At 33.4% G+C, this 15,017-nt stretch carries 16 protein-coding genes; 9 read left to right on the top strand and 7 right to left on the bottom strand.

Annotated elements, in window-relative coordinates; genetic code table 11:
- Nucleotides 1-254: 254 nt before the first annotated feature.
- From AB8B65_RS08325 to AB8B65_RS08295, 7 genes are all read right to left on the bottom strand, one after another.
- The gene (locus AB8B65_RS08325) at nucleotides 255-611 is read right to left on the bottom strand and encodes a hypothetical protein (protein WP_405300451.1); all 357 of its coding nucleotides are present in this window, start codon (nucleotides 609-611) and stop codon (nucleotides 255-257) included.
- 735 nt (nucleotides 612-1,346) lie between these two features.
- Nucleotides 1,347-1,994, bottom strand: a complete 648-nt coding sequence (locus tag AB8B65_RS08320; RefSeq protein ID WP_405300450.1) for a hypothetical protein — start codon at nucleotides 1,992-1,994, stop codon at nucleotides 1,347-1,349.
- Between the two features lie 192 nt (nucleotides 1,995-2,186).
- Nucleotides 2,187-3,458 (bottom strand): MFS transporter, encoded by a 1,272-nt coding sequence (locus AB8B65_RS08315; RefSeq protein ID WP_405300449.1) that lies wholly within the window; start codon nucleotides 3,456-3,458, stop codon nucleotides 2,187-2,189.
- A 6-nt stretch (nucleotides 3,459-3,464) separates the two neighbouring features.
- On the bottom strand, nucleotides 3,465-4,571 hold the full coding sequence (locus AB8B65_RS08310) for an OmpA family protein (protein ID WP_405300448.1): 1,107 nt from the start codon (nucleotides 4,569-4,571) through the stop codon (nucleotides 3,465-3,467).
- Between the two features lie 114 nt (nucleotides 4,572-4,685).
- The gene (gene recJ / locus AB8B65_RS08305) at nucleotides 4,686-6,374 is read right to left on the bottom strand and encodes a single-stranded-DNA-specific exonuclease RecJ (RefSeq protein WP_405300447.1); all 1,689 of its coding nucleotides are present in this window, start codon (nucleotides 6,372-6,374) and stop codon (nucleotides 4,686-4,688) included.
- 9 nt (nucleotides 6,375-6,383) lie between these two features.
- The gene (locus AB8B65_RS08300; RefSeq protein ID WP_405300446.1) at nucleotides 6,384-7,121 is read right to left on the bottom strand and encodes a protein phosphatase 2C domain-containing protein; all 738 of its coding nucleotides are present in this window, start codon (nucleotides 7,119-7,121) and stop codon (nucleotides 6,384-6,386) included.
- Nucleotides 7,122-7,213: 92 nt separating this feature from the next.
- Nucleotides 7,214-7,636 (bottom strand): OsmC family protein, encoded by a 423-nt coding sequence (locus tag AB8B65_RS08295; protein ID WP_405300444.1) that lies wholly within the window; start codon nucleotides 7,634-7,636, stop codon nucleotides 7,214-7,216.
- A gap of 111 nt (nucleotides 7,637-7,747) precedes the next feature.
- Between AB8B65_RS08295 and AB8B65_RS08290 the strand changes: the two genes are divergently transcribed.
- The 9 genes from AB8B65_RS08290 (at nucleotide 7,748) to AB8B65_RS08250 (ending at nucleotide 14,492) form a co-directional block, all read left to right on the top strand.
- Entirely contained in the window at nucleotides 7,748-8,338 is a 591-nt protein-coding gene (locus AB8B65_RS08290) for a carboxymuconolactone decarboxylase family protein (protein WP_405300442.1), read from the top strand.
- Nucleotides 8,331-8,849 carry a hypothetical protein gene (locus AB8B65_RS08285; RefSeq protein ID WP_405300441.1) on the top strand — a complete coding sequence of 173 codons (519 nt, stop codon included), beginning with the start codon at nucleotides 8,331-8,333 and terminating at the stop codon, nucleotides 8,847-8,849. The genes AB8B65_RS08290 and AB8B65_RS08285 overlap by 8 nt, the downstream gene beginning before the upstream one ends.
- Nucleotides 8,850-9,044: 195 nt before the next feature.
- Complete coding sequence (locus AB8B65_RS08280; protein ID WP_405300440.1) at nucleotides 9,045-9,458, top strand: response regulator; 414 nt, start codon at nucleotides 9,045-9,047, stop codon at nucleotides 9,456-9,458.
- Nucleotides 9,459-9,508: 50 nt separating this feature from the next.
- Nucleotides 9,509-10,051 (top strand): heme NO-binding domain-containing protein, encoded by a 543-nt coding sequence (locus AB8B65_RS08275; protein WP_405300439.1) that lies wholly within the window; start codon nucleotides 9,509-9,511, stop codon nucleotides 10,049-10,051.
- Nucleotides 10,048-11,262 carry an ATP-binding protein gene (locus tag AB8B65_RS08270; protein WP_405300438.1) on the top strand — a complete coding sequence of 405 codons (1,215 nt, stop codon included), beginning with the start codon at nucleotides 10,048-10,050 and terminating at the stop codon, nucleotides 11,260-11,262. The genes AB8B65_RS08275 and AB8B65_RS08270 overlap by 4 nt, the downstream gene beginning before the upstream one ends.
- A gap of 3 nt (nucleotides 11,263-11,265) precedes the next feature.
- Nucleotides 11,266-12,405, top strand: coding sequence for an FIST signal transduction protein (locus AB8B65_RS08265; protein WP_405300437.1), 1,140 nt, complete (start codon nucleotides 11,266-11,268; stop codon nucleotides 12,403-12,405).
- A 4-nt stretch (nucleotides 12,406-12,409) separates the two neighbouring features.
- Nucleotides 12,410-13,459, top strand: a complete 1,050-nt coding sequence (locus tag AB8B65_RS08260; RefSeq protein ID WP_405300435.1) for an ATP-binding protein — start codon at nucleotides 12,410-12,412, stop codon at nucleotides 13,457-13,459.
- A gap of 3 nt (nucleotides 13,460-13,462) precedes the next feature.
- Nucleotides 13,463-13,780 (top strand): Hpt domain-containing protein, encoded by a 318-nt coding sequence (locus AB8B65_RS08255; RefSeq protein ID WP_405300433.1) that lies wholly within the window; start codon nucleotides 13,463-13,465, stop codon nucleotides 13,778-13,780.
- Nucleotides 13,781-13,784: 4 nt separating this feature from the next.
- A complete protein-coding gene (locus AB8B65_RS08250) occupies nucleotides 13,785-14,492 on the top strand; it encodes a LytR/AlgR family response regulator transcription factor (RefSeq protein WP_405300432.1) in 708 nt (235 codons plus the stop codon).
- Nucleotides 14,493-15,017 lie beyond the last annotated feature (525 nt).

Raw genomic sequence — 15,017 nt, 5'->3', positions numbered from 1 at the left:
TTTTTGTTTTAAATTTTAAGTGTTGAATTTTAAATTATTCCTCACTCTTGTGTGATGCTGAATCAAGTTCAGCATGACAAAATGTTTCATTTTTTCACTTTTTTAATACGTCATTACGAGGAAGAATGACGAAGTAATCTGTTACTTAAAAAAACAGATAGCTTCACTTCATTCGCTATGACATTTCTTAGAAATTTAAAAAAAGTACAATTTTCTAGCGAAAAAAATCTAAGAGAGAAGCAATCTAATAAAGTCTAATTCCTACATACATCGTTCAAATAACGATCTAACTTTATTTGAAACAGCGTTCCTTCCATCAAATCAGAAATAGCTTCTAATTCCTTTTCGGAAACAGCCAAGTCTACATTTGCAGCAGGAGTTTTTAACAATATAGAACGACAGTTGTTATTGGCTTTACATTCCTTGCAACAACCACGAGAAACCGCTTGTTGTACGAGTTTTGCAAAGTTTTCTAGCTGCTGAAGCGTCAAATAAAAGCCTGTATCTCTGAAAATTACCTGAAAATGATCGTGTCTATTTTTAGCTATATCTTGCTTCCATTGAAAAGCAATTCCAATATCATTATGATAAATGCGTTGTATATCGCTCATGATTTTTGAATTTGAAAGTTCAAATATACAATTATTTATAATTAGTCTAAATAAAATTAACTGTTAATTATAGATAAAGCTTTTTATAATTTGAGTGGAAATCTAAATTTACTCAATGGAAATCAATTGTCATTAAGTGCTGCTGATAATGTAATAAAAGATGAATTAGTGAATAGATTGAGTGAAATACGACAATAGATATTAGCTGTATTTTCTTTTTTAAAGTATTCATTAAGTGCTAAAAACACACTTATTTACGTTTTATCAATTGTCCGTTTACATCAAATCTTTTACAAGGCCATTGCACTCCAGCGTGTTTATTCCCAAATGCTGTATAATCATATTCTAACACTTTTTTACCTTGCATTAAATACAATAAAACAGTATCGTCTGGAAGTAGAAACCAAACAGAACTATCATTATTTTTGTTTCTTATTTCAAAAAAAATAGCTTGTTCTATAAACTCACTATTAAACCTATAATTGCAACCGCAATGATTTTTTTGTGAGGTTTTTATAGCTTTGGCAATATCAAAACTAGGTTTTATATCAGCAGTTTTGTACCAATCTAAACTTTTTACATAGTCGTCTTGATATTTCCAATCTTTAGGACTCTTATTTACACCGTCAATATTATATGCGTTGATTGTTTTATTATTAAAGAAGTAAATATCTAATGTGCTTTGTGTATGATTTTTTAAGTACTCAGTAATGAACGAAATATGCTGGACTCTTTTTACGACTTTTTGGTAGTAAGATACTTTTGAAGTTTCTTTCTCTTTAAAAGTTTCGGACTTTTTTTTCGCGAATGTATGATATCGAAAAGTATATTTTCAATATCAAAATTGTAACTTTTTGTTTCAGTGAATGAGCTTTTCCAGGGAATTTTAAAACCACCAATTGATTTTCTTGAAGTAATTTCATCAACCAAAGTATTATTTTCAAAAACTCTAATCTGATATTCATCTCTATAACTTTGATGCATGGTTACGCAGCAACCACTATTAAGATAGTCCAGATAATACTTTTTATAAAGACGTATATCGCGAAGTTGTGGTTTAATAAATTCTTGTTGCTGTTGATTCCAATCTATCTTTGAGTTTTTATACTTTTTGATGAAATCTAATGGAGCATTCAATATTTTGAGCGTATCTATTTTCGAGTTTTTAAATATATCGTCTACAGATTGCACATTAGAAATTGCACTTAACAAATTAGTTGTTTTTCTATTATTTTTGATCTTAATACTATCAGTCTCATATAAATACTCCTCACCATCAAATCCGGAAGCGTATAAGTTATAAATTACATAAACTTCTTTTTCAATATGTTGAGAAAATCCAAATTGACAGACAAAGAGAAAAAATACTATAAATCGATTCATTGATTTCGTTTTAATCATACCATTTTAAACGTAAATTGGTATTACTCAAATATATTTTTCTTTTCAGATTTAAAAAACTATCAATGAGTAAACTACTCCTTTGATTGCGTAAAAAGGTTTTCTTCACCTAAACACAATAGGAATTCTTGTTATATACTTGAAACTTAATTTATGTTAGAGACCACAAAGAAACTATTCTATTTCTTCGTGCGCTTTCATATCTTCGGTCAAATCTAACTTTCGTAATGATTTATTGAAGAAGCCTGTAGCAAATACGGTAATCAAGGTCATTGTTCCACCAAAAACAACCGCAGGAACTACACCCATTAATTTTGCAGTTGCGCCACTTTCAAAAGCACCTAATTCATTAGATGAACCTACAAATATAGAATTTACAGATGCCACACGTCCGCGCATTTCATCAGGTGTGCGTAGTTGTAAAATTGTCTGACGAATGACCATAGAAACGCCATCTGCCAAACCACTTACAAATAAAGCTAATAATGAAAGCCAAAATGAAGTAGATACACCAAAAACAATAATACACAATCCAAACACAAAGATAGAACCTAATAATTTCATTCCTGCTTTTTCAGTTACAGGAATATAGGCAGTAACTAACATTGTAATTAATGCGCCTACCGAAGTCGCTGCGCTTAAAATTCCGAAACCGAGTGCGCCAACATTTAAAATACTTTTTGCAAAAATTGGCAATAATGCTATTGCTCCACCTAATAAAACTGCAATCATATCTAAAGTTAATGCGCCTAAAATTACTTTTTCATTTTTCACAAAATTGATTCCTTCTTTAAGACTTGCCCAAATATTTTCTCCAATTTTCGGGTTTAGAATTGGTTTTTTAGGAATCATCAATAACATTACCAAAGACGTAATAACCATTACGAAAACTATTCCTAAAGAAAATTGTTCTCCAAACCAATAAATAGCTAATCCACCAAAGGCTTTTCCTAAAATTCCAGAAGCTTGCCAAGTAGAACTACTCCAAGTAGCTGCATTTGGATATACTTTTTTAGGCACAATTAATGCGACTAATGAAAAGATTGTTGGTCCAAAAAAGGAACGTAAAATTCCGCCAAAAAAGATAAAAGCATAAATACTGTATAGTACAGGTTCTAATTTCCATTTTCCTGTAATTTGTGGCGTTGCAATTAGAAATAATCCCAAACTCATTAAAGAAAATAATGCTATATTGATAGCTAATAAATTTCGTTTTTCACGCTGATCTACAATATGACCAGCAAACAATGCCATGCCTACCGCAGGAATTACTTCCATCAATCCTACCAATCCAAGAGACCAAGGATCATCATCGGTAATTTCACTAATAATCCAGATAATCACAATAAATTGCATGGACCAACCAAATACTAAAAAGAATCTGACCAATAAGAAGATGTTGAATTCTTTGAATCGTAAGGCTGCGTAAGGATCTTGTTTTGGCATGAATTTTTATTCAGAATTCAATTTGAATGCTACTCGTCTGTTTTTTGCTCGTTGTGCTTCAGAATCATTTGGAACGATTGGTTTTGAACTTCCAAAGCCAAACCATGTAATTCTAGAAGTTTCTAATCCTTTCAAAATTAAATAATCAGAAACTGCTTTTGCACGCTGTAAAGATAATTCTTTATTTCTTGTTTCCGTACCAATATTGTCGGTATGTCCGTAGATTTCAATTGCGAGTAGCGGTCTTTTTTCTAAGTGTGCGTACAACTCGTCCAATTCTTTTATGGAAGTTTCTACTAAAATTGCTTTGTCAAATTCAAACAGTACATTTGTAAACGTATACACTTCATCTTCCTTTATGACAGTTTCAACTTTTGGTTTTTCTGGCTGTTTTTCTTGTGGAATGATTACTTCACTTTCTACAGAAACCACAGAAACATCATCAATATAATAATAGGCAAACTCGTATTCTTGCGCGCGTTGCATTTTGATCAGATTGGTTTTTCGGTTCGAATTAAAGTTTCCGATTGAAAAAAAATTCTCAAAACCTGAAGCTGTATAGGTGAACGTAATTTTTGTCCAATCTAGCTTTTCTCGGTAGAAACGTTCGCGATCAATTTCAACTTTATAAAACTTTTTATCCGTAGCTTTTTTAGGTTTGATCTGTTTCTCACAATGTTTAACATGAACACATTTTTTGAGTTTCTCTTCCGTAAATAAAATATCGATATCGGTTGTGGCTTTTGTAGATAATTCTGCCAAACTCACATAAAAAGTAACCGTGTATTCTTTTCCTTTTTCGAGCGTTTCTTTGAGTGTTCCTTGAACGTATTCACGATAATTTCTTTCAGTATATACATAAATACCCGCAAGCGCAGTTCCCGATTTTGGTTTCTGATATCCGTTATAATGATTGTAACTTTTTTGACTTTTATAATTAAAATAATCAGTGGTACTTATATTTGGCGTACTCCAACTAATGATATTATTATTGAGCTGACCTGTCGATCGTTCGCAATGCAAACAGTTTTCAAAACTTGGATTTAGCACTAAATTCTGTGCAAAAATAGTTGCAGATATAAAAAATATGAAAAGTTGAAAAGTTGCTTTCATTTCATACAAACGGTTTTGTGATGAAGTTAGTATTTTTATTGAATTCAGATCACATGCAATATTTGTTCAACACAACAAAGTTTTCTTTGGAAATTAACAACTCAACAACCAAAACTACCGAATATCGCGCAATCGCAATTGTAAAGTCGTATTTCCATTCCATGTATTTTCATCTACAGAAAACACGGCATCAAATGGTTTTTTGTTTTGCACTTTTGGTAACTTATCGCCTAAATTAAAGCCAATTCCGTTTATTCGTGGCGATCTGCGTTGTACAGCGCATAATTTTAAATGATCTTCTTCTGCGCCTACACATTTTGCCCAACCGGTATCTTTTAGTTCCGTACTCATAAAAACAGGACTCATATTTTGCGGACCAAATGGCGCAAATTGTTTTAGAATTCGGTAGAATTTTGGCGTAATTTCTTGAAGTGTAATTTCTTTATCAATCAAAATTTCAGGCGTTCGTAAATTATTGTCGATTGTATTTTTTACTACATCTTCAAACGCAGCTTTAAACGCTTGATAATTTTCTTCTTTCAACGTTAATCCCGCAGCATATTTATGTCCACCAAATTGCGTAATGTGTTCTTTGCACTGTTCCAAGGCATTGTAGACATCAAATCCTTTCACAGATCGCGCGGAAGCGGCTAATTTATCGCCACTTTTGGTAAAAACTAAGGTTGGACGATAATAGGTTTCTATCAAGCGTGAAGCTACAATTCCAATCACACCTTTGTGCCAATTTTCATCGTACACAACTGTGGTAAATCGTTCTTGTTCTTCTAATTTTTCTATTTGTAGAAAGGCTTCTTTTGTAATTTCTTGATCCAATTCGCGTCGTTCCATATTAAATGCTTCAATGGACGCTGCGTATTGTTTGGCAACTTCAAGATTGTTCTCCGTAAGCAATTCAACCGCGTGCAATCCGTGACTAATTCTTCCTGCGGCATTAATTCGCGGCGCAATTACAAAAACGACATCTGTAATGGTTAGACTTTCTTTTTTGAGCTGATTGATAATCGCTTGGATTCCTGCTCTCGGAGCCGTATTGATGACTTGCATTCCAAAATATGCCAAAGTTCTGTTTTCGCCCGTTACAGGAACAATATCGGCTGCAATTGCTGTGGCAACCAAATCTAAATACGGAAACAAATCGGTCACTGTTTGCCCTCTTTTTGAACCCAATGCTTGAATCAGTTTGAAACCAACGCCACAACCACACAATTCGTTGTACGGATACGTGCAATCGTCTCGTTTCGGATCTAAAACGGCAACGGCTTTTGGCAATTCGTTTCCAGGTCGGTGATGATCACAAATGACAATATCAATCCCTTTTTCGGTGGCAAAATCTACTTTATCGATGGCTTTAATACCACAATCAAGTGTAATAATCAGCGAAATATCATTGTCGGAAGCATACTCAATTCCTTTAAAAGAAAGTCCGTAACCTTCTTCATACCGATCGGGAATATAGGTTGCTATATTTGGATAAATCGTCTTTAAATACGAAGAAACAAGCGCTACTGAAGTAGTTCCATCCACATCATAATCGCCATATACCATGATGTTTTCTTCGTTGGCAATTGCTTTGTCAATTCGCGCTACAGCGACCTCCATATCTTTCATTAAAAACGGATCGTGAATCTGTTCGATAGAAGGACGAAAAAAGCTTTTGGCTTCTTCAAATGTTTCAATTCCTCTTTGTAATAGTAAGGTTGCTACAACTTCATTTACCTGCAACGCTTCCATTAAGTGTTGCATTTTATGTGCTTCTGGTTTTGGTTTTAGTGTCCAACGCATGGTGTAAACTTATTGATTAATGATTCTAATAATTGCCAAATCGTCCATAGGTTTTAATGCTTTTTCTTTTTCTAAAAAAATCATTTTCCCTTGTAACATATCTTGATGATTTGTAGCATTTTTATCAATCGCTAAATAATCAATCATTTCTGTAGTTTCTTCGTAATTCGTACTTTTCCCTAAACGTTTAAACGTATAAATTCCGTCTGTCATGATACTCAAATCTTCTATATTTTTCAACGAAATTTTCTGATCAAAATTTGCAAACCATATATCAAAATCTTTTTGTAAATGATAGGCTAAATAATCGGGTTTGTCACCTTGTTCATATTCGGTAATAGTTCCGTTATGAACAATTAAGCCATCTCCAATTGTAATGATTTCTGCTTCCTTTGTTTTTTTATCATACACTCCCAAAATAAGTGTGCTTAACAATTCTAGCGTTTCAAGACTGAGTTCATTTTTGATACTTTTCAGCTCAATAAAAAAGGTTTTCATTACATTTTTCAACTGACTTGGTAATGTTTCCTCTTCTAAATTTAAAAATTCTGAGTAGAATAATTCTTGACTGATTTTGTTTAGAATCTTTGCAAAAAGTGTAGATGCAAAATGACTTTCTGTTCCCATAGAACAACCATCCATTACTGCAATGAGCACTTTGTTTTCTCCAATTTTTGTAGAAACGAGCGCATCTTCACAATGATTTGTATGAAAACCGCCTATTTGAATACTTGTATATATCTTCATTAGTTATCGTTAATTCTTTATACAATTTTCTTCATTTCGATGTCTTCGAAATGCTGTTTCTGAATTAAACTGAGGAAAATTATACTACGGAATTAAGAACGGTGAAAATACGTATTGGTTTCGACTTTTGCAAAACGACGGAACATTTCCATAACACCACAATAGGTTTCTACCGATAAATCAACAGCGCGCTGAATCTTTTTTTGGTCTAAATCCGTTCCATAAAAGTGATACTGTAACGTAACGATATGGTAATATTTTGGATGTTCGTCCGTGAGTTCGCCTGTAACTTCCATTTTAAAATCGTCAACAGTTACTTTCATCTTGTTCATGATCGAAACTACATCCAAACCTGAACAACCTGCCAAAGACGATAACATCATTGCTTTTGGACCTAAACCTTCGTTATTTCCCCCATTTTCTGGCGAAGTGTCCATTAAAACCGTTTGTCCTGTTGGATTGTCGGATTCAAATAACATATTCCCTTTCCATTGTGTTGTAATTTTATGTGCCATAGTTGAAGTTCATTTTGTTTATATTTCCTTAAATTAGCGTTTTATACAAACGTAGTTTTTCGCGCAAAGCGAATTCAAAAATACAAGTAATAATTTTAAAAATATACACGTATGCCATTAGTAACGCCATTGAATCCAGATCATGATTTGGAAACCAAAGAATTAGCCGAATTTTTTAACGAAACACTTGGCTTTTGTCCAAACTCTGTCTTAACAATGCAACGCAGACCTGCCATTTCAAAAGCATTTATCAACTTAAATAAAGCGGTAATGGCAAATGAAGGTCGTGTAACTTCTGCATTGAAACGAATGATTGCTTGGGTAAGTAGTAATGCTACAGGTTGTCGTTATTGCCAAGCACACGCTATTAGAGCCGCAGAACGTTATGGAGCAGAGCAAGAACAGTTAGATAATATTTGGGAATACAAAACACACGCTGCGTTTTCGGATGCAGAACGTGCCGCTTTAGATTTTTCGTTGGCAGCATCTATTGTTCCAAATGCGGTGAATGAAGATATTAAAGCTGAATTGTACAAACATTGGAACGAAGGCGAAATTGTAGAAATGTTAGGTGTTATTTCATTGTTCGGATATTTAAACCGTTGGAACGACAGTATGGGAACTTCTATTGAAGAAGGCGCTGTAGAAAGTGGAGATCAGTATTTAGGAAAACACGGTTGGGAAAAAGGAAAACATGTATAACACCATTGAAACAGTAGAAAATAAATGTCCACATTGCGGAGTAGAAGTAGCAAAAGTTGCTATCATTTGTGAAGACTGTAAATTTCCAATTGCAGGAACAGAAAAGGAGAAAGCTATTTTTATTGGGCGACAAACGCTTAATATTTCTAAAGTTGCAAGCTCAGAAGAAGTTGTGACCAGAACACAAATTATATTGTATATCGTAGCTGCGTTTAAAGTATTTAGTGCTTTTTTAGTGTATTCAAATTTCAAAAGCGTTTCTGACACAATATTTTACCTAGTTATTGCTTTGATTTTGGGTGTGTTTGCGTATTTATTACCTAAGAAACCTGTCGTTTTTATACTTGCTTCGCTTGGTGTAATTTTAGGGTATTATTTACTATTATACCTTTTAAATCCTATACTAGTATACAGCGGAATTCTATGGAAATTTGTGACTATTGGTTTACTTCTTTATGCCTTATATACCGTAGTAGAAAGCAATAAAATAAAGAAAAAATATAATTTATAAAACCTTAAAACCCTTATTGTAAAGCAGTAAGGGTTTTGTTTTTTGGACGAGAATCTCCTCAAAAACCACAAGTCACAAAAATCTTCATCTACACATTATTGCATTTCGTCTACACTTATTCTTCGTTAAACTGCATTTTGGTTTTAATGGTTTTTTATAAACTAAAATTGTAACATAATTGCTCAAACAAGAAGAATGAAAAATTCATTAAACGTATTATTAATCGAAGACAACATGATTGAAATCATGAAGATGAATCGTACGGTTTCTTTACTCAAAGCCAAGCATGAAATTACAGAAGCGAAAAATGCAGAAGAAGCATTGGCGATTTTAGAAACCAAAGAAAATTTACCAGATATCATCTTACTCGATTTGAATATGCCCAAAATTAACGGAATCGAATTTTTATCAATTTTAAAAAATGATCCCGATTTACGACATATTCCTACCGTAATTTTAACAACATCAGACAATAGAAAAGATATTTTAGAATGTTACCGAATCGGAATTTCTGGTTATATTTTAAAACCTCTAAAATATGACGACTATGTTTCTAAAATAGAAATTGCGCTCTCGTATTGGTCTATTAACGAATTAAAAAGTGCCTAACCTTTTTTTGAATCCCAAATAGAAAAAAGAACTCAACCTAACTTTTGCTTATGAAAGGAATCATCTTTACCGAATTTTTAGATTTAGTAGAAGACAAATTTGGTCTAGAAATGGTTGATACCATCATTACGCAATCTAAACTAGAATCTGAAGGCGCGTATACTTCTATTGGAACGTATCGTTTTTCAGAAATGCTACAATTATTACAAAACCTAAGCAACAATACCGAAATCTCCATTGATGATTTACTGCTTACCTACGCCGAACACTTTTTTAGCGTCATTGAAAGTAGTTATCCCGGATTGTTAGCCACCTACAAAGATCCTATTGAAATGCTAGCTTCTATTGAAAATCATATTCATGTAGAAGTCCGAAAAATATATCCTGATGCAGAATTGCCTATATTTGTAATAGAAGAAAAAACGGAAAACTCATTAACTATGGTCTACAAATCGAGCAGAGCTATGCATCATTTTGGATTGGGTTTAATGAACAAAACGTTTGAACACTTTAACAGTTCGGCAGAAATCATTTTAGAAAAACTTAATGAAGAAGGAACCGAAGTAAAGTTCATCATTAATAAAAATGAATGAGTCAGGAGCAAATAAACATATTACAACGCGCATTAAAGCGTGAAAAAACAGCTCGTAAAGCCGCCGAAAAAATTCTGGAAAGCAAATCTAGAGAGTTGTATGCATTGTCTGAAGAACTCAAAATTACCAACACCAAACTAGAAACATCTGTTAGTGAAAAATCGTCACAATTAGCAGGTGTTTTTGAGAATATTATAGATGCGTATATGGTCATGGACTTGCGTGGAAACGTGCTAAAAATGAACGATGCTGCTTCCAAACTTTTTGGCTATAATCTTTCAGAAGAAAAGCTAAACGTAAACAGTTTAATCTACACTGAAGACATTACGTATGCTTTTGAATCGTTTAGTGAATTGGTGGAAAAAGGTCGATTTTCTAACTATACTGCACGTGTTTTTCGAAAAAATAAAGAAGTGCGTTGGGTACAAATTAATGCAAGTTTGATTTATGATGCCGATCAAAAACCCATTGCCGCACAAGGAATTATTAGAAACATTACCGAACTCAAAAGTTTAGAAGCGCAGAAAGAAAAAATTCGCAATGCACTCGAAAAAAGTAACAATGAGTTGCATGAATATGCACATATTGTTTCCCACGATTTAAAATCGCCTTTACGCAGTATTGATGCATTGGTTTCTTGGATAAAATCTGATAATGAAGGAAAACTTGATGAAGAAACCTTGCAAAATTTTAGCATGATTGAAAGTACCCTAGAAACCATGGAGAGACTGATTTCCAATATTTTAGAATACTCTAGTGCGGGTTCGGAAACGAACAAATTGGAAGACGTAAACCTCAACAATACTATGGAAGACGTAAACCGTTTGTTATTTGTTCCTGAGCATATTTCTATCGATATTTTGAAAAAAATGCCTACGGTAAAAGGTGATCCTACCAAGTTTCAACAACTCTTTCAAAATCTAATGAGTAATGCTGTAAAATTTAGCAATAAAGACAACGGAATTGTAGAAGTTGATTTTGTAGAAGAGCCATCTTTCTATCAATTTTCTGTAAAAGACAACGGAATTGGTATTGAAAAAAAGTTTCACGATCGTATTTTTAAAATCTTTCACTCTTTAAACAGAAACAAAGAATCAACAGGAATTGGCTTATCCATTGTAAAAAAAATTGTCGATTTGTATGAAGGAACAATTTGGTTAGACAGTGAATTTGGCAAAGGAACTACGTTTTTCTTCACGATAAAAAAATAGCAAATGAAAACCGTTCAACTTAAAAAAACAAAGAATTCAGATTGGGAATATTTGAGTGAAAATATACTTCTCAAAAAACCATTAGTATTGGTTTTTGGAAATAGATATATGCTTGAAAGCGAAACTATTTTTAACGAAGTAAAAGTACTTTTTCCTGATGGCGAATTTGTATTTGGTTCTTCTGCTGGAGACATTACATCGCAATATGTAGATGATGAAATTATTACGCTTACCGCTATTGAATTTGAACGAAGTAACTTTGTCATTAAAACAGCAAATGTACTGGATAACGATTCCAAAATTAACAGTTTTGAAACCGGAAAAAACCTCATTGAGCAGTTCGATATAAAAGGCTTGAAACATGTGTTTATTGTGTCGGAAGGAAGTTTTATAAACGGAAGTCAACTGACTTTAGGAATGAATTCGGCAACCGAAAATAATTTACTAATTACAGGTGCATTATGTGGCGATGCTGCACGATTTGAAAAAACAGTTGCTTCATACAATGAAATTCCAAAATCGGGAGAAATTGTCGCAATCGGATTGTACGGAGAAACCTTAGATATCAGTTTTGCTATTAATGGCGGCTGGACACCTTTTGGACCCGAACGCATTGTCACAAAATCGAACGAAAATGTATTGTACGAATTGGACAATCAGCCTGCATTGGATTTGTATAAAAAATACTTGGGCGAAAAGTCGAAAGAATTGCCTGCTGCGGCTTTGTTATATCCGTTAAAAGTAAAATCGACCAACGAAAAACAATCCATTGTACGCACAATTTTAAATATAAATGAAGAAGAAAATTCCATGATTTTGGCAGGCGATATTCTTGAAAATTCTCGCGTTCAATTAATGATGACCAATGTTGATACTATTGTTGATGCTTCTGAAAAAGCCGCAACACAAGCTTTGGCTTTGCGTAAAACAGCTCCCGAACTCGCCATTTTAGTCAGTTGTATTGGAAGAAAATTAGTGTTGGATCAACGTGTGGAAGAAGAAGTAGAAGAAGTCATTGAAGTTGTTGGACAAAATACTACTATTTGCGGACTGTACTCTTACGGAGAAATTGCGCCTTTCGGTGGTGAAAAAAACTGTCAATTACACAATCAAACAATAACAATTACCTTGATAAGTGAATAAATAGATGAATCCACTTTTAAAACGACAAATACGAAAATATCTTTCGCAGGAATTGAAAAACCATCCTGATATGGCACCTTTTTTAGATGCTATAAATCGTTCGTATGACAATTCTAATGAACAATTTGCTATGTTGCAACGTGCTACTGCAATTAGCTCGGAAGAACTTTTTGATGCCAATCAGCAGCTTCAGAAGGAATCTAACGCGCAAAAAGAAATCATCCAAAAACTAAAGAGTGTTATTGACACACTTAATTCTTATGAGTTAAGTAATACTGAAAATCAAGAAAATTTAGACCTGGATTCACTTCGCTTGGTTGATTTAATCGACAATCAAACCAAACAAATATTGCAAATCAATCAGCAACGAGATAAATTATTGACAAACTTAGAGCGCCAAAATGAAGAACTTAATAATTACACACATTTGGTGTCTCACGATTTAAAATCGCCATTACAAAGCATTGACGCGCTGACTTCTTGGCTAAAAGATGATTATGAAGAATTGTTGGGTGAAAGTGGTAAGGAAACCATCAAACTGATTCGTAGTAATGTTGAAAAAATGGATACACTGGTCAAAGGAATTTTAAAATTTTCTACTATTGGAACGATAGAACATAATTTTTACGATGTCAATCTACATCAAACGGTTCAAAAAATTATTGATTTTATGGAAATTCCTGCGCACTTTACCATTTCCATTCCGCAGAAATTACCAATTATTACGGGAGACAACTTTCGCATGGAAGAAATCTTTAGAAATTTACTCAGAAACGCAATAAAATTCAATGACAAACCGCAAGGTAAAATTACCATTGGTTATGCTGATAAAGGTGAATTTTGGGAGTTTTATGTACAAGATAATGGCAAAGGAATTGACGAAAAATACTTTGATAAAATATTTGTGGCATTTCAAAAATTAGAAAACGATTACAAATCTTCGGGTATTGGACTTTCTATTGTGAAAAAAATCATCGAACTTTATAATGGTGACATTTGGATTGAATCGACACCAAATCTAGGTTCAACCTTTTATTTCACACTAAAAAAATAGTACATGGAACAGCCAAATTTAGCCTACGTAGAACAATTAGCACGCGGCGATGACAAGATACGACAGACGTTAATTGATGTGATCAAAACTGAATTTCCTGAAGAAAAAAAGGAGTATCAAGATAGTTTAGACAAAAAAGATTACAAAAAAATAGAAGAAAATGTACACAAAATTAAGCACAAAATTAGTATTTTGGGGCTTGAAAAAAGTTATGAACTTGCCAATGTATACGAACACAATTTACGTGAAAAAAGCATGCAAGGCGAAACAGACTTTGAACAAATTTTGAACACGATTTCAGCATATATAAAAACGATTTAGCGATATGAACTGTATTATTATTGATGATGAAAAGCTAGCAAGAACGATTATAAAAACCTTGTGCGATGAGATTGATTCATTGCAAATAGTTGGAGAATTTTCAAACGCAATGCAAGCTATTAAGTATTTGAATGAACATGAAGTTGATTTGATCTTTTTAGACATTCACATGCCCGATTTTACAGGATTTGACTTTGTAAAAACGCTTAGAAATCCGCCAAGTGTTGTATTGACTACTTCCGATCCGAAGTTTGCTATTGAAGCGTTTCAGTACGAATGTATTGTTGATTATTTACTGAAACCTATTGAAGCCGATCGTTTTAAAATAGCCATTAAAAAGGCAGAAAAACAGCAGCTTTTAGCTACGAAAACAGAAGAAGTTACAACGGATGCAAGCTATGAAAATGATTTTTATATAAACATTGATCGTCGTTTGATAAAGATTGATATTCCTAGTATTTATTTGGTAGAAGCAAAAGGCGATTATATTCACATTAAAACGGAAGATAAAAACTATACGGTACATTCTACGTTGAAAAAAATTGAGGAAAAATTACCAGATACATTGTTCTTAAAAATTCACCGTTCATACATTATCAACGTAAAGAAAATCATTGATATTGAAGATAATAGTGTACTTATCAAAAAAGATGTGATTCCTGTAAGTCGTTCTAAACGCCCGGAATTGATGAAGCGATTGGATCTTTTGTAGTTAGATCGCTAATGCTTTTAGACCGCTGTCGCTGTTAGACTTGTTCCCGCGGAGGCGGGAATCTCTTAGATCGCTTCACTTCGACTTCGCTCAGTGCGAACGCTTTTAGATTTATTCCTGCTTTCGCAGGAATCTTACTCTTGTGTTTTTACTCTTATGTTATTTCCTTATAAACATTGAGCATTATTGAAATATGAAACGTCTTTGCGAGGAAGCATGACGTGGCAATCTGTTTCTTAAGATACTTTTGTTGTCAGCTTTCACCAACGTCAAATCGAGTGGTTTTTCGAAGAGAAACGAAGAAAAATTGTATTTCGGCTGCGCTCAATAGAACTACCGAGATCTACTTTAAAACACTAAATATTCTTAGAAACCATCTTGAATCTTGACTCTGAAAATCCTGATTCTTTTTTCAACCACGAATTCACGAATTTTTAGTTTGTTGTTTGAAACCTCTCAATACTCACTTCTCAGTACTAGAATCTTTTTCAACTACAACCTCAAAAGCCAACTTCTTTTCCCCAT

The organism is Kordia sp., assembly GCF_045105435.1.
Classification (GTDB): Bacteria; Bacteroidota; Bacteroidia; order Flavobacteriales; family Flavobacteriaceae; genus Kordia.
Note: the sequence above shows the minus strand (reverse complement) of the source record. Positions and strands in the feature narration are given on the sequence as shown.

Excerpts from the sequence above, each read along its gene's own strand:
- AB8B65_RS08325 (WP_405300451.1), bottom strand. The coding sequence starts at position 611 with ATGAGCGATATACAACGCATTTATCATAATGATATTGGAATTGCTTTT.
- AB8B65_RS08285 (WP_405300441.1), top strand. The coding sequence starts at position 8,331 with ATGTATAACACCATTGAAACAGTAGAAAATAAATGTCCACATTGCGGA.
- AB8B65_RS08255 (WP_405300433.1), top strand. The coding sequence starts at position 13,463 with ATGGAACAGCCAAATTTAGCCTACGTAGAACAATTAGCACGCGGCGAT.
- AB8B65_RS08275 (WP_405300439.1), top strand. The coding sequence starts at position 9,509 with ATGAAAGGAATCATCTTTACCGAATTTTTAGATTTAGTAGAAGACAAA.
- AB8B65_RS08300 (WP_405300446.1), bottom strand. The coding sequence starts at position 7,121 with ATGAAGATATATACAAGTATTCAAATAGGCGGTTTTCATACAAATCAT.
- AB8B65_RS08295 (WP_405300444.1), bottom strand. The coding sequence starts at position 7,636 with ATGGCACATAAAATTACAACACAATGGAAAGGGAATATGTTATTTGAA.
- AB8B65_RS08280 (WP_405300440.1), top strand. The coding sequence starts at position 9,045 with ATGAAAAATTCATTAAACGTATTATTAATCGAAGACAACATGATTGAA.
- AB8B65_RS08270 (WP_405300438.1), top strand. The coding sequence starts at position 10,048 with ATGAGTCAGGAGCAAATAAACATATTACAACGCGCATTAAAGCGTGAA.
- AB8B65_RS08265 (WP_405300437.1), top strand. The coding sequence starts at position 11,266 with ATGAAAACCGTTCAACTTAAAAAAACAAAGAATTCAGATTGGGAATAT.
- AB8B65_RS08310 (WP_405300448.1), bottom strand. The coding sequence starts at position 4,571 with ATGAAAGCAACTTTTCAACTTTTCATATTTTTTATATCTGCAACTATT.
- AB8B65_RS08290 (WP_405300442.1), top strand. The coding sequence starts at position 7,748 with ATGCCATTAGTAACGCCATTGAATCCAGATCATGATTTGGAAACCAAA.
- AB8B65_RS08260 (WP_405300435.1), top strand. The coding sequence starts at position 12,410 with ATGAATCCACTTTTAAAACGACAAATACGAAAATATCTTTCGCAGGAA.
- AB8B65_RS08250 (WP_405300432.1), top strand. The coding sequence starts at position 13,785 with ATGAACTGTATTATTATTGATGATGAAAAGCTAGCAAGAACGATTATA.
- AB8B65_RS08315 (WP_405300449.1), bottom strand. The coding sequence starts at position 3,458 with ATGCCAAAACAAGATCCTTACGCAGCCTTACGATTCAAAGAATTCAAC.
- recJ (WP_405300447.1), bottom strand. The coding sequence starts at position 6,374 with ATGCGTTGGACACTAAAACCAAAACCAGAAGCACATAAAATGCAACAC.
- AB8B65_RS08320 (WP_405300450.1), bottom strand. The coding sequence starts at position 1,994 with ATGAATCGATTTATAGTATTTTTTCTCTTTGTCTGTCAATTTGGATTT.